The 13222-nt window shown below is 43.9% G+C and carries 15 protein-coding genes and 1 riboswitch; of the genes, 11 read left to right on the top strand and 4 right to left on the bottom strand.

Going from position 1 to position 13222, the window contains the following annotated elements; genetic code table 11:
- The first annotated feature begins 131 nt into the window (after nt 1-131).
- The 5 genes from CEF20_RS08785 (at nt 132) to CEF20_RS08770 (ending at nt 5995) form a co-directional block, all read left to right on the top strand.
- Nucleotides 132-848, top strand: a complete 717-nt coding sequence (locus CEF20_RS08785) for a response regulator transcription factor (RefSeq protein ID WP_100331453.1) — start codon at nt 132-134, stop codon at nt 846-848.
- Nucleotides 845-2620 (top strand): ATP-binding protein, encoded by a 1776-nt coding sequence (locus CEF20_RS08780; RefSeq protein ID WP_100331452.1) that lies wholly within the window; start codon nt 845-847, stop codon nt 2618-2620. The genes CEF20_RS08785 and CEF20_RS08780 overlap by 4 nt, the downstream gene beginning before the upstream one ends.
- Before the next feature lie 163 nt (nt 2621-2783).
- Nucleotides 2784-2939 carry a hypothetical protein gene (locus tag CEF20_RS16595; RefSeq protein ID WP_157796232.1) on the top strand — a complete coding sequence of 52 codons (156 nt, stop codon included), beginning with the start codon at nt 2784-2786 and terminating at the stop codon, nt 2937-2939.
- A 930-nt stretch (nt 2940-3869) separates the two neighbouring features.
- Nucleotides 3870-4763, top strand: coding sequence for a M23 family metallopeptidase (locus tag CEF20_RS08775; RefSeq protein ID WP_100331451.1), 894 nt, complete (start codon nt 3870-3872; stop codon nt 4761-4763).
- Nucleotides 4764-5131: 368 nt separating this feature from the next.
- A riboswitch (FMN riboswitch) is annotated at nt 5132-5262 on the top strand.
- Nucleotides 5263-5413: 151 nt separating this feature from the next.
- The gene (locus CEF20_RS08770; RefSeq protein WP_100331450.1) at nt 5414-5995 is read left to right on the top strand and encodes an ECF transporter S component; all 582 of its coding nucleotides are present in this window, start codon (nt 5414-5416) and stop codon (nt 5993-5995) included.
- A gap of 84 nt (nt 5996-6079) precedes the next feature.
- On the opposite strand, the gene CEF20_RS08765 is transcribed toward CEF20_RS08770, so the two are convergent.
- Nucleotides 6080-6328 (bottom strand): ferredoxin, encoded by a 249-nt coding sequence (locus CEF20_RS08765; RefSeq protein ID WP_100331449.1) that lies wholly within the window; start codon nt 6326-6328, stop codon nt 6080-6082.
- 217 nt (nt 6329-6545) lie between these two features.
- Here CEF20_RS08765 and CEF20_RS08760 point away from each other — a divergent pair, with 217 nt between their 5' ends.
- From CEF20_RS08760 to CEF20_RS08745, 4 genes are read left to right on the top strand one after another with little or no spacing between them, the layout of a single operon-like run.
- Nucleotides 6546-7589, top strand: coding sequence for a YpbB family protein (locus CEF20_RS08760; RefSeq protein WP_100331448.1), 1044 nt, complete (start codon nt 6546-6548; stop codon nt 7587-7589).
- A 4-nt stretch (nt 7590-7593) separates the two neighbouring features.
- Nucleotides 7594-9057, top strand: a complete 1464-nt coding sequence (locus tag CEF20_RS08755) for a RecQ family ATP-dependent DNA helicase (protein WP_100331447.1) — start codon at nt 7594-7596, stop codon at nt 9055-9057.
- Between the two features lie 12 nt (nt 9058-9069).
- A complete protein-coding gene (locus tag CEF20_RS08750) occupies nt 9070-9672 on the top strand; it encodes a CPBP family intramembrane glutamic endopeptidase (protein WP_100331446.1) in 603 nt (200 codons plus the stop codon).
- Between the two features lie 3 nt (nt 9673-9675).
- Complete coding sequence (locus CEF20_RS08745; RefSeq protein ID WP_100331445.1) at nt 9676-9975, top strand: hypothetical protein; 300 nt, start codon at nt 9676-9678, stop codon at nt 9973-9975.
- 112 nt (nt 9976-10087) lie between these two features.
- On the opposite strand, the gene CEF20_RS08740 is transcribed toward CEF20_RS08745, so the two are convergent.
- Genes CEF20_RS08740 through CEF20_RS08730 form a run of 3 tightly spaced genes read right to left on the bottom strand, consistent with a single transcriptional unit; the run spans nt 10088 to nt 11175 of the window.
- Nucleotides 10088-10657, bottom strand: a complete 570-nt coding sequence (locus tag CEF20_RS08740) for a manganese catalase family protein (RefSeq protein WP_100331444.1) — start codon at nt 10655-10657, stop codon at nt 10088-10090.
- A gap of 27 nt (nt 10658-10684) precedes the next feature.
- A complete protein-coding gene (locus CEF20_RS08735; RefSeq protein ID WP_100331443.1) occupies nt 10685-10945 on the bottom strand; it encodes a spore coat protein CotJB in 261 nt (86 codons plus the stop codon).
- Nucleotides 10942-11175 (bottom strand): spore coat associated protein CotJA, encoded by a 234-nt coding sequence (locus tag CEF20_RS08730; protein WP_100331442.1) that lies wholly within the window; start codon nt 11173-11175, stop codon nt 10942-10944. The genes CEF20_RS08735 and CEF20_RS08730 overlap by 4 nt, the downstream gene beginning before the upstream one ends.
- 130 nt (nt 11176-11305) lie before the next feature.
- Here CEF20_RS08730 and CEF20_RS08725 point away from each other — a divergent pair, with 130 nt between their 5' ends.
- Nucleotides 11306-12073, top strand: a complete 768-nt coding sequence (locus CEF20_RS08725) for a metallophosphoesterase (RefSeq protein ID WP_100331441.1) — start codon at nt 11306-11308, stop codon at nt 12071-12073.
- A gap of 255 nt (nt 12074-12328) precedes the next feature.
- The gene (locus CEF20_RS08720; protein WP_100331440.1) at nt 12329-13216 is read left to right on the top strand and encodes a MerR family transcriptional regulator; all 888 of its coding nucleotides are present in this window, start codon (nt 12329-12331) and stop codon (nt 13214-13216) included.
- Nucleotides 13217-13222 lie beyond the last annotated feature (6 nt).

Here is a 13222-nt window from a genome sequence, read left to right as displayed (position 1 = left end):
AAGCGCAAAGAAATCGAAAGCGCTTAACAGGAATGGAGTAATTGAAAAAATGAAACGATTAGTTAATAATTGAAACAGGAAAAGACAGTGTATACGAATGCTAGCATGCATGAATTTGGGAGGTTGTGAAGTTGGAAATTGAGGCTAAAATTCTAGTGGTAGATGATGAAGAAAGAATTCGCAGGCTGCTGCGCATGTATTTAGAAAGGGAGAATTATCTCATCGATGAAGCGGAAGACGGGGAGGCTGCTTTAGAAATGGCGCTAAGAGAAGAGTATGATTGTATTCTCTTGGATTTAATGATGCCCGGCAAAGACGGAATAGAAGTATGCCAGGAGCTCCGAGAAAAAAAAGCCACGCCGGTGATCATGCTGACGGCAAAAGGAGAGGAAGCAAACCGCGTCCAAGGCTTCGAAGTCGGCACCGATGATTATATTGTCAAACCGTTTAGTCCGAGGGAAGTCGTGCTGCGCGTGAAAGCGCTGCTGAGAAGATCTTCTCCTACGACCTATTTGCAGACCGATACTAAATCCAAAGATTTAATCGTTTATCCTCATTTAACGATTGATAATGATGCTCATCGCGTGACAGCTGATGGAGTTGAAGTGAATCTAACCCCAAAAGAGTACGAACTATTGCATTTCCTGGCGAAGTCTCCAGATAAAGTATTTGATCGCGAGCACTTGCTAAAGGAAGTGTGGCACTATGAATTCTTTGGCGATTTGCGCACTGTAGACACCCATGTCAAACGCCTGAGAGAAAAGCTGAATAAAGTATCAGAGCAAGCGGCTAAAATGATTGTCACTGTTTGGGGAGTCGGCTATAAATTTGAGGTCGTGAATGAATGAGGCTTTGGAGAAGTGTAGTTGGCAAGCTTTGGATGACCATCTTGCTGCTCGTATCCTTTGTCCTTTTCTTCTTGACGATTCTGCTGTTGGAGTTTTTTGAAAGTTATCATACAGAGGAAGTGGAAAAGGAGCTTTCGGATACGGCTGTGAAAATATCGAAAGTCATTTCCGATCATGAAGATAAGGAAACAGGCTTGCGGGTCGCTTGGGATTTAGTGGACGATCCGGTTCACGTGATCATTGCAGAGAATCAGCAGAAATTTTATTATGCGCCGCATGATCAAAACAAGCGGCCGACGTTAGAGCAGGATGAGATTGCAAACGACCCGGTTTTATCCAAAGTTTTTACAAAAAGAAAAAAAGTTCAGGCCGAACTTCCCGTCCAAGACGGCAATCAGGCGGGCCGTCATGAAAACTCTATCGTCATTGCTGCACCGCTGGAAATGAAAAAAGGGGAAGACGGGGCTGTTTTTATTTATCAGTCACTTGAAGTGATTAAAAAAACTACCCAGCAAACGACAAAGCTGATTTTGTTAGCAGCGGGAATTGCAATCGTGCTAACGACCATTTTTGCTTTCTTCCTTTCCACCCGGATTACAGCGCCTTTGCGCAAAATGCGGGAAGCAGCAACCGAGGTAGCCAGAGGGAAATTCGATACGAAAGTGCCGATTTTAACGACTGACGAGATTGGCGCATTAGCCACTTCCTTTAATCAAATGGCCAAGCAGCTCAATTATAATATTCATGCTCTTAACCAAGAAAAGGAGCAGCTTGCCAGCATTTTGAGCAGCATGGCAGACGGTGTGATTACGTTCAATAAAGACGGGACCATCCTGATTACGAACCCCCCGGCTGAGAGATTTTTGCAAAACTGGTATTATGAAAAAGAAAACGGGGCAACAAAAGAAATGATGCCGACCTTGCTTAAAGAGCTGCTGAAGAAGGCGGTGTATACAGAAACCGAACAAATCGGTGAATTACCGATACAGGGGCGTTCCTATGTCGTCATTGTCAGCCCCCTTTATAACGCTAAATCTGTGCGGGGAGCCGTCGCGGTGGTGAGGGACATGACCGAGGAACGAAGGCTGGATAAGCTCCGCGAAGATTTTATCGCCAATGTTTCTCATGAGCTGCGGACACCGATTTCTATGCTGCAAGGATACAGTGAAGCCATCGTGGATGATATCGCTGCATCCGAAGAGGAAAAGAAAGATATTGCGAAAATTATTTATGATGAATCATTAAGAATGGGACGGCTGGTCAACGAATTGCTCGATTTGGCGCGGATGGAAGCGGGGCATATTTCGTTAAATTTAGAAGAAGTCGATTTGCCTTCTTTTTTGAAACGGGTAACGAATAAGTTTCAAGGCTTGGCGAAAGAAAAGGGCATAGACTTGCAGTTAACGGTCGCTGACGAAGCGGTCAAGACAAATCTTGATCCTGACCGTATTGAACAAGTGCTGACGAATTTAATCGATAACGCCCTGCGCCATACGCCAAAAGGCGGCTTTGTCCGGGTAAGCCTGCAATCCAAGCTCGAAGGGAATCACGTGTATGTTCAAGACTCGGGGGCGGGCATTCCGGAAGAGGATTTACCGTTTGTTTTTGAACGCTTCTATAAAGCCGATAAGGCGAGAACAAGAGGCCGCTCAGGAACAGGGCTTGGATTATCGATTGCCAGAAACATTATTGAAGCGCATCGCGGCAGCATAAAAGTGCAAAGCAAGCTGGGGCAAGGAACAACTTTCTCCTTCTATCTCCCCAATCAATAAAGAAGCGGTCTCGCCTGATTCTTGGCGAGACCGCTTCTTTTGAATGGATGAGCATAAAAACGGGCGGTCTGCGCGTTAAAAAGAGTCATATTGAAAACGATTTCAATCATACAAGTAGAGAGGCGGAATAAATTAAAAAACAGCTTGGCGGAGGCGACTCAACATGATGGATTATCTTAAGAGATTTACGATTGCCTTATTAATGGCTTTATGTGTAACATTGCTGATTATTGGGGGCGGGATGGCCCAATCCAAAAATGAAAGCAAAAAAGAAAGAGAAACAACCAATGTACCTGGGAAAACCCAGGACGGTACATAAAGGGATAAGCATCATAACGCATAATATAGTATGAATAATTTCTATTTTCAAGCTCAGCAAAGTTTGGTTATGGTACCGTTTATTTGTGTAGGTCCATTTATACAGTAGAAGAATTGTTGGTTTAATTGGTGAATGATCCATGATAATTTTTTTGCCCATTAGCGCAGATCGTTTGAAGTCCTTCAACAAGTAAATGATAATAGCTAAGGAGCCGTGCCTATTCTACTGCTCTATCTCCCAGAGGGGATAGAGCAGTAGAATAAATAATTTTTCTTAATATTCATGTATCAAGAGAGTTGCTTCTCTCTGTTTAAGGCAGTATGCGTTGCGTGCCATATATTGATTTTTTGTATTATATGAAACTAAAGGATCGGTTCATTGCTTTTTTAACGTAATGTCCAGTGATCTCTACTATTTCCTCCGTTTTATGATTAAAAGAAGGTGTCAGTTTCCAGATTTCCTTAAAACAACTTACCTCATAAAAAGCAACAGGTGGTGAATCGATTTATGGGTGGAATAACTAAAAGGCCAGATATGTTGTGAATGTTAGCATACGAACAGCAATCCAGATTTGGACAAGATAAGCCGAGAATTATTTGAAAATCGCGTTCAGAAGCCGAGGGAATGTCTAAAATAGCAGTAATGTATTCTTAAAAGCCCCTTTCTATAACAAAGAGAGAAAGAAAAATACAAAATCTAAAGCCAAGCAATGATATAATGAAATAGTCTATTGAGACAACCTGTACATAATAGCAGTATTTAAAAAAATAGGGATCACTTAAGTGGTTGGATTTGTATTTTCATATTCAATGGTTCTTTTAGGTTGTTTATAGGCAAAAAATACTATTTAGGATTAAATATCTATTATTGGAAAATAATGTTTGGTATATTAATATAGTACTAGATGATTGAAAGGGAGAGGAAAAAGCAATGAAGAAAAGTCTCAGTATTCTATTAGCTTCTTTTGTTTTACTATTGTCGACATTGGGGATTATGCCAAATTCCTCATCGGCTGCTTCGACATTTATATGGCCAACTAAAGGAGTCATTACCGATACGTTTGGTTCTAGAGGCGGGGCGCATTATGGTATTGATATCGCTAAATCCGGTACTGTACCGATTAAGGCTTCAGCTAGCGGAATAGTGAACAAATCATATTATTCAGGCTCTTATGGAGAAGTTGTATTTATAAAACACAACATAAATGGAGTCACTTATGAAACGGTGTATGCTCATATGAGACCAGGAAGCCGTACAGTATCAGCAGGACAAACAGTAAAGCAAGGAACCATTATTGGTTACATGGGTAATACTGGTGATTCTACAGGTCAACATCTACATTTCGAATTACATAAAGGTACTTGGAATGGTTCAAAGTCTAATGCAGTTAACCCATTAAATTACTTAGGAAAAGAAACGGAAGTTCAATATCATAAGTATGATGGAACATTTGCGACTTTAAGAATTAGCGTTGACGGCGGCGGAAATGTTAATATTTTTGGTGCCCCAGGCTATGGACTAAAAGGCACTTTGCCTAATGGCGGAAGTTATAAAGTATATAACAAAGCTGTTGGAACAGATGGAAGTACATACTATGACATAGGAAATAATACTTGGATAAACGCTGCTCACGTTACAGTAACACAGTATCGCGCGACGGTTGATTATAACGGACAAGTGAATGTTTACAAAGCGCCCAACGGGGCATATAAAGCAAAAGTAGATCCGGGACAAACATTTAAAGTGTACGCGGCGAAGGATGGCTGGTATGATCTTGGTCAGAGCACTTGGATCAAAGCTGAATACGTAAAAGTAGTAAAATAGATAAAGTGAACGGTTCATTGCCAAGTAAACAGTGGAAATAATAAAAGTGCTTTAAACGGCTTGAGTCCTGAATTCTAATGGGCTTAAGCTGTTTGATTTTTTCTCATAGTCGTGATGGTCGTAAAAGTGAGAGTATTCATGAATCAATCGTTTGTTTTAAGTGTGAGTTATGTTAATGCATAGTCCTGCGATGAGCGGGGCTTTTTTATGTTTTGAATAGGTGATTGAGATACTAGTTATTTGGGGTCTGGTTGGGCCTCAAAAGGATCAAAACTCCTTATTTTCAATCAAAATGTATCAGAAAGAAAAGGCATAAAATCTTGACATCATCGCCTTCCAAGGGTAATAATAAGAACAAAACCATATCATTTCATCTTCGGGGCAGGGTGTAATTCCCGACCGGCGGTGTGGAAGAAGGATTTCCGAGCCCGCGAGCCGAAAGGCAGATTTGGTGTGAATCCAAAGCCGACAGTAACAGTCTGGATGGGAGAAGGTGAAGGTCTGCCAGCGTTTAAAATGTACAAATTTAAACGTCTATTTGAGCACGGCTTCTTCTCCCTCAAGCAATGATGCTTGAGGGTTTATTGTTTCTTGAATAACAGGCAGCCTTTCTTCTTGTGTAAGATGGATGAGGAGAAGGAGAGATTGGAATGAGAAAGAAAAATATTCGTGCTTTTACAGCGGTGGGCTTGTTGAGTGCATCGTCTTATCTATTGATGCTGCTTAACTTTCCGATCCCCCCGTTTCCAAGCTTTTTAATGATTGACTTCAGTGATATTCCTGCACTGATAGCCGCGCTCGTTTTTGGGCCTATGGCCGGTATTTTAGTAGAGCTGATCAAAAACGTCCTGGACTTCTTTATGACCGGAAGCCCGACCGGCGTTCCAGTGGGCCATCTGGCTAATTTTGTTGCGGGTATTACCTTTATTCTTCCGGTATATTATATCCATGAAAAATTCAAATCGAAAACAGGATTGACTGGCGCCTTATTTGCCGGAACAGCTGCAATGGCCATTATCATGAGTGTTCTTAACTACTACGTGATCTTACCGGCATACACTATATTTTTGAATGCGCCGGCGATGAGCGCCCCTGAAACAAAGCAGCTTGTCATCACAGCGATTCTTCCTTTTAACTTTGTGAAAGGGATTCTTCTGGCCACAGTCTTCCTGCTTCTATATGCTCGCATTCACATTTGGATGAAAAAACAAAACTTGGCGCAAAGCGCCTGAGCGAAAAGGCTGCCCTGAAACCGAAAGGGCAGCCTTTTTAAATGCAAAAAAAAGCCTCTGCCGTCTGACAGGGGCTAAAGGCCACTATTCAAATTTCAACGGATCACCGTTAAATGGTTCATCTGCTACTTTGATGGAATCTGTCGGACAGCCTTCGAACGCATCTTGCATATCTTCCTCAAGAATTTCAGGGACCTCTGCTGTTCCTTCGTTGTCGTCCAGGATGACAAAGGCGATGCCTTCATCGTCATAGTCATAAATATCCGGCGCTGCTGCTCCACATGCACCGCATGCAATGCATGTGTCTTTATCAACAATTGTGTATTTTGCCATAATGCAACCTCCTCAATGTATCTAAAATCCTAGTTGGATTCAGTCAATCGAAATGATTGAAAACTTCTACTTTCCATTGTATATGTGATGAATGGACTTTTCAATAAAAAGTTCACGCATCGAAATTGTATGGGTTTTCATAAAGAGCAATCACTCTGTTCATTATTTTTGCTGTGTTTCATGGTAAAATGGAGAAAAGCATGAAAAGGAGGAGAAAATGTCGTTTATTCAGGCGATTGTTCTTTTAATGATTAAAAAAATTAGCGGACAAAGGACAGCTTCTTCCGTGTATCATTTGCTGAAAGGCAAGAAATCGTCCCAAACGCTTCAAGATGCCCACCTGTTTGAACTGGACAAATGGTTTCATACCGCTCCTTTTCTTGAACGGAACCAGTTCGAGCGCTGGATTCATGATTTTACTGAAAAAGGGTGGATCATTCAAAAAGAACAAGTGGTTTATCTAACCGATTGCGGCGATAAGCAGCTTTCTAAATGGAAGGACATCCTGCCGCCGCTGCAGTTTGTTCGCGGATTGCAGCTGCAGGGCTGTGCGCAGATCTTCTGGAAGCGGCTTACGCTGCTTGTCCAGGTGGCTTCTCATTTAATCTCACAACAAACCCGATATTTGCCAGTGACGAGAGATGAAACGATTCACGGCTGGCTGAAAGTGTTTTTGAGACAGCAAGGTTTGTTAAAACAGCAGCTGGCATCCAAGCTCTATCAAGAACTGTCAAGCAGTTTGAAAAGCCAAACAGCAGAAGATCCGCTCATCGCTGTTCTTCGGTTATCCGGAAGCAAGCGAACCGGAAAAACGGCCTCGCAAGCAGCGGCTGTATTAAAGCTTGAGGAAACGGAATACTGGTATCGCTTCTTAAACCTGCTGCACTTCCTTATTCAGCACATTATTCAGCGTTCCTCACAGCTCCCGCTCCTATTCGCAATGATAGAGGATATTTATCAGCCGGTGGTATTAACGCATTCTGCAAGAAGAACGGCTGAGCTGCTTCGGCGGGGATATTCACCGGAGGAAATAGCAGCAAAAAGAAGGCTGAAAATGAGCACAGTGGAAGACCATCTTGTCGAATTGGCATTAAATCTTCCCGAGTTTTCCATCTCGCCATTTGTGAGTGAAGAGGCAGCTGCCGCTATAGTAGAGACCGCCAGCGGACAAATGCATAAAAAATTAAAGCCAATAAAAGACCAGCACCCCAATGTGACGTATTTTCAGATCAGACTAGTGTTGGCGAAATACAGCAGGTGATAGCATGGCAAATATTCAGAAAGTCTTAATGGAACAATTCGGCTACTCTTCCTTCCGGACAGGCCAGAAGGAAACGATTGATTCTCTGCTTTCGGGCCAGCATACATTGTCCATGCTGCCGACAGGAACGGGAAAATCCCTCTGTTATCAGCTTCCTGCCTACATCCTAGAGGGCGCTGTGCTCATTGTTTCTCCGCTATTATCCTTAATGCAGGATCAGACCGAGCAGCTGAAAATGCGCGGGGAGAAGAGCGTGATTGCAATCAATTCCTTCTTGTCCTTCACAGAAAAAAGACAAGTATTGAACCAGCTGCAAAACTACCGATTTATTTTCATGTCACCGGAAATGCTGATGTCCCGAAAGGTGATTCACGCATTAAAGCAAGTGAGGCTATCTCTGTTTGTTGTGGATGAAGCTCATTGCATTTCACAATGGGGGCATGATTTCCGGCCTGATTATCGCCTGCTGGGCGAGGTGCGGGAAGAGCTTGGGCAGCCGTTGACGCTCGCCTTAACAGCCACCGCTACATCGGAAGTCCGGCGGGATATTCTGCATCATTTAAAAATCGAAGCAGCGAAGGAATGGGTTTTTTCTGTGGACCGCCCGGCTATCGCGATGGCTGTTGAACAGCTTTCAGCGAGAAGGGAAAAGATGGACCGCTTGGCGAAACTAGCCGTAAGCCTTGAAAAACCGGGCATTATTTACTTTGCAAGCAAACGCGGAGCGGAAGAGGGAGCTGAATGGTTAAAAGAACATGGCGTGACGAGAACGGCTTATTATCATGGCGGCATGAATCAGGAGGATCGGATTCTTATTCAGCAGCAGTTTTTAAGGGATGAGCTGGAGGTTGTTTGTGCAACTAACGCCTTTGGAATGGGAGTCAATAAAGAGAATATTCGTTTTGTGATTCACTATCAGATGCCGTCACAGCTGGAATCGTATGTGCAAGAAATCGGCCGTGCCGGCCGGGACGGAAGAAAGGCGATCGCTGTATTAATGTACACGCCGGGAGACGAGGCGCTTCATTCTATGATGGCAGAAGCGGAGTTCCCGACAGATGAACAAATTTATAGCTATTTTTTATACAAGCATAGCTGCTCCTCCAATGAACTGATGCAAAAGCTTAGCCTGACAGATGTGCAGTACCGATTTATCTCTCATTATGTCAAAAAAGATGCGGAGAGTTCTGATGAGGAGATCGCTCAATCGATTATTTGCAAGCGCCAAAGCAGGCTGGAGCAAAAAAAGAAAAAAAGAGAAGTCATCCTGCGCTGGATCCATTCTAATCAGTGCCGAAGAGAAGGCATATTGGAGTATTTTGAAGAAAAGCTCGATGCGAAGCGTGAGCCCTGCTGTGACGTCTGCGGCTTAGAACTCGCTTCGTACTCAGGCAGCTCATCCGTCCAAGAAAGAGAAGACGAGAATTGGGAAGTGATCTTAGCCTCTTTATTAAGGGAAAAGGGATGATCAAGCACACAAATGAAAAAAAGTAACCAAGCGGATCTTATCAAACAAATGACGAATAAGGAAGTCGTGAGGGCGCTGTATCTTACACAATTCGCCCTGCTGCTTCTTTCCTTCGTACTCATGCCGATTGTGCTTGAAGATCTAGCAGCATTTAAAACATTGTTTCAATGGTCCTTATTTGATATTTTGTTTTGGGGAGCCGGTTCCGGACTGGCGGTAGTTGGCCTGGATCTATTTCTCATGAATAGGCTTCCGGATAAGTATTATGATGATGGCGGAGTGAACGAGAAGCTGTTTGCGAACCGGTCAGCAGGGGGCATCTTTATGATCGCATTCGTAGTGGCTGTGGCGGAAGAGCTTTTCTTTCGCGGGATTCTGCAGACAGCTTTGGGATTTGCGGCAGCAAGTCTGATCTTTGCACTCGTTCACATCCGGTATTTATTCAAATGGTATTTAACCTTGAACGTTGTATTGTTAAGCTTTGGAATGGGCTGGCTATTTGAAATGACAGGCAATCTCGCTGTGACGATAACGATGCACTTTATCATTGATTTTATGCTTGGATTGGCGATACGCAACCGAAGCAAAAAGAAATCATTCATAAAGAAGGGATAGAAATTGACCGTGGACCCTTACAGAGAATTAGCAAGAAAACATCGCCAGGAACTGCAGAAAGTTCCCGCGAAAAAAAGAGAAAGTCATGAAGCGGAATTATCTTCCCGTGTAGAAAGAAGAGGAGAGAATGAAAAGAAGAAGAACCTGTTATTGAAAATTCTGCTGTTCTTTTTCATCCTTCTTCCATTCCTTACTGCCTTCTGGTACACATATGAACAGCAAGATAAGGGATCTTCGAATTCCATCGTCAATGAAAAAGTGGAACATTCCGCTGAAGCTGATGAAATACAAGCAACAGGCTGAATGGATAAGGAAGCGGGAGGCTTATCATGCGGAGAAATCTGTTCTTAGCCAGACAGGGGAAGAGGCTGAAAGACCGAGCTTGTATGGCAGCTCGGTTCTTTCTTATATTCAATTAAAATATTTTTTTGCGATCCCGTTCTTCTTTCAAGATCTCCACCGCTTCCCGGAAACGCTGCGAATGCACAATTTCCCGTTCTCTAAGGAAGCGGAGGCTATCATTAATATCGGGATCATCACTTAGGTCAATCAGCCACTGATAGGTAGCTCTAGCCTTTTCTTCAGCCGCGATATCTTCATATAAATCGGTAATAGGGTCTCCTTTTGCTTGGATGTAGGTCGCTGTAAACGGAGAACCGCTGGCATTCTCATAGAAGAGCGCCCGGTCATGATTGGCATAATGAGCTCCCAGACCCGCCGCCTTCATTTGATCAGGAGTTGCGTCTTTCGTTAATTTATAGACCATCGTTGCAATCATTTCTAAGTGTCCAAGCTCCTCCGTGGCGATATCGGTTAACAGCCCGACAACCGGACCGGGGATTGTATAGCGCTGATTCATATAGCGTAAAGCGGCTGCGAGTTCGCCGTCCGCCCCGCCATATTGTTCAATCAGGAACTTAGCCAGAGTAGGATTGCAGGTACTGACTTTGACGGGATATTGCAGCTTCTTTTCATAAACCCACATAGAATTCTCCTTTCTTGGTCTGTTTGCTCACACTTGCCACGGCCATGGTTCTTCTTTGTAATCAAACGGGCAGCGGGAATAGCTATAGCCGAAGCTCGTCATCGCTCCATACGTCTGTTCGAATTGCTTCTTTAACGTTTTGCTGTGCTTGACAAATTGATTGTATTGCTGAATGGCTGCCATATCCGTCGGATGAGTGTGCAAGTAAAGCGCCAGCTCTACAATGACAAAATCAGTCGCTTGGATTTCTTCAAGCTCACGGTAATACTCAGGGGTCAATTGCTTCATCTTTTCGCCCCCTTGCTCAATTCTTTTACTGAAAAGTAAGGATCAAAAAAACATGGCCATAGCGTTCCTTTTCTTAAAGCAGCGTGCGGAGAGAACTGTTTCAAACCCTCAGGCTGATAGCCGACGAATAATTGCGGCGGGGTTGAATAGCGCTTTATTCTGATCGGCGGGCAGGGATCCATCGGGCCAATGAATGGGCGGTAAGTCCGATACCATAGATTTGTATCCATTCCCTTCCTCCTCTTTCACTATTTCATTCTATTGTATGGGAATCCTTGGCCAGTTATTATTTATTTTTTCGCCTCTTTCTGTTATTCTGAGTATTATTTATTAACTATATCGTTTAGAGGATGAATTGAAATGATGGGGTTTATCGTTTTTGCGGCTCTTATCGGAGGGAGCTTCTTGCTTTATATGTGGATAGAAGGATTGCGCAATGATGTGAAAAAGGATACGGTGGCTGTCAAGGATTACCGTGGCCGAAAGCCGGTGACCGTCTTTTTTATATCCGATATTCATCGCCGAAAAATTCATCCGTCCATTATTGACCAAGTGAAGGGAAAGGCGGAAGTTGTTATCATCGGGGGAGATCTTGCGGAAAGAGGCGTCAGCCGAAGAAGAATAGCGGATAACTTGCGCAGGCTAAGGGAGGTGGCTCCTGTTTTTTTTGTGTGGGGAAATAATGATTACGAGCTGCCCCAGAACGAGATGAAATCTCTGCTGGCGGCGCAGGACATCAAAGTATTGCGCAATGAATCCTATCGCTGGCGAACCGCAGCCGGAGAGGAAATATATATATTGGGCGTTGATGATCTGAGCAAAGGCTACAGCGATAAGAAACAGACATTTTCTCAGGTGCCTGAGGGTGCCTGTAAAATTATGATCAGTCATAACCCGCTATTTGCCAAAAGAATCAGTGATGACGATCGGGTCGCTCTCTTTTTGAGCGGGCATACACATGGAGGGCAGATACGGCTGTTCGGCATGGGATTATACAAGCAGGGGGGATGGAAAAGGCAAGGAAAGATGTGGATCCTGGTGAGCAATGGCTATGGCACAAGCACTTTGCCTTTTCGTCTCGGTGCCCGGGCAGAGACCCATTTAATTACAATCGTTTCCTCTAATTAAGAGGCTCCAGCAGATAGTTATTCCGTATGCAAGCTGCCTTTAGCCCCTTTAAGAATGGGGCGGAGAATCAAAAGCCTAGGTGAGCCAAAATGGCCGATTCGTTCGGGCCTGCATCATGCAGATGACTAAGGTGCTGCAACCGGACGCTGCGGTGGCAGCCATGTCCTTTTTTTCGGCAGCGGGAAGGACAGAAAGCCCCGCTGTTTAAAGGTTGATTGTATGATTTTGGAGGAATCAGGGAGGAGGAGTGCTGCGATGAACGATGGCAAATATAATATTAAAGCGGTATCCAACATAGTGGGCATCCAGCCAGGAACCCTTCGTGCCTGGGAAAGAAGATATCAAATACTGGATCCGGTTCGCAATGAATCGGGTCATCGCCTATATACGGAAGAGGATGTGCAATTATTGAAGGGGCTCACAGCCAAAGTAAGCCAGGGCTTTACCATCAGCCAAGCAATTTCATTAATGGACAGCCGTGATATGGAGAGAGAAAAAGCTGAAAACGAGCAGCAAGCGCTTTCTGAGGGGTTATTGCAGGCCCTGCTGGCGTTCAATGAAAGAAAGGCTCAGGAATACATCAATCAAGCGTTTTCATTCTACACGATGGATAAAGTGACGGATGATCTATTGGCGGGGGCGGTTGGTCGGATTGAAGATATGCTGAATGAGGGGACAATCACGGCTGCGCATGAGCATTTTGCCTTATCCATTTTGCATACCAGAATCAAAATGATCATGCATTCCCTTACTTATAATAGCATGCTCCCTAAAGTAATGGCGGTATGCGGGCCGGGAGAGCAGCATGAGACGGATGGAATGCTTTTCACGTTGTTTGTTCGGCGGAGGGGTTATGAGGTCGTTTATTTAGGCTCCGGTTTGAAAGAAAGTGATCTGAAGGCTGCCTTGCGTACCGCTGCACCGAAATATTTGTTTTTTTCGGTCACAAGGGCTGAAAACCTGGCAGAAACGGTGGAATGGATTCATCATTTAAAAGAAGAGTGGAGAAATTTAGAAATAGGGATTGGAGGAAAGGCCGTCAATACACTAAAAGACCGCTCCGAATTCATAATTAAAGCCAAGCCGTTCATTATCGGCAACTCTGGAGAAGAATGGGAACGATGGCTAAATGAAGGAAAATAATTTTTT

Origin of the sequence: Bacillus xiapuensis, assembly GCF_002797355.1 — a bacterium.
GTDB lineage: Bacteria > Bacillota > Bacilli > Bacillales > Domibacillaceae > Bacillus_CE > Bacillus_CE xiapuensis.
This window is presented reverse-complemented; position numbering and strand designations above follow the sequence as displayed.

Excerpts from the sequence above, each read along its gene's own strand:
- CEF20_RS08780 (WP_100331452.1), top strand. The coding sequence starts at position 845 with ATGAGGCTTTGGAGAAGTGTAGTTGGCAAGCTTTGGATGACCATCTTG.
- CEF20_RS16595 (WP_157796232.1), top strand. The coding sequence starts at position 2,784 with ATGATGGATTATCTTAAGAGATTTACGATTGCCTTATTAATGGCTTTA.
- CEF20_RS08775 (WP_100331451.1), top strand. The coding sequence starts at position 3,870 with ATGAAGAAAAGTCTCAGTATTCTATTAGCTTCTTTTGTTTTACTATTG.
- CEF20_RS08770 (WP_100331450.1), top strand. The coding sequence starts at position 5,414 with ATGAGAAAGAAAAATATTCGTGCTTTTACAGCGGTGGGCTTGTTGAGT.
- CEF20_RS08765 (WP_100331449.1), bottom strand. The coding sequence starts at position 6,328 with ATGGCAAAATACACAATTGTTGATAAAGACACATGCATTGCATGCGGT.
- CEF20_RS08760 (WP_100331448.1), top strand. The coding sequence starts at position 6,546 with ATGTCGTTTATTCAGGCGATTGTTCTTTTAATGATTAAAAAAATTAGC.
- CEF20_RS08755 (WP_100331447.1), top strand. The coding sequence starts at position 7,594 with ATGGCAAATATTCAGAAAGTCTTAATGGAACAATTCGGCTACTCTTCC.
- CEF20_RS08750 (WP_100331446.1), top strand. The coding sequence starts at position 9,070 with ATGAAAAAAAGTAACCAAGCGGATCTTATCAAACAAATGACGAATAAG.
- CEF20_RS08740 (WP_100331444.1), bottom strand. The coding sequence starts at position 10,657 with ATGTGGGTTTATGAAAAGAAGCTGCAATATCCCGTCAAAGTCAGTACC.
- CEF20_RS08735 (WP_100331443.1), bottom strand. The coding sequence starts at position 10,945 with ATGAAGCAATTGACCCCTGAGTATTACCGTGAGCTTGAAGAAATCCAA.
- CEF20_RS08730 (WP_100331442.1), bottom strand. The coding sequence starts at position 11,175 with ATGGATACAAATCTATGGTATCGGACTTACCGCCCATTCATTGGCCCG.
- CEF20_RS08725 (WP_100331441.1), top strand. The coding sequence starts at position 11,306 with ATGATGGGGTTTATCGTTTTTGCGGCTCTTATCGGAGGGAGCTTCTTG.
- CEF20_RS08720 (WP_100331440.1), top strand. The coding sequence starts at position 12,329 with ATGAACGATGGCAAATATAATATTAAAGCGGTATCCAACATAGTGGGC.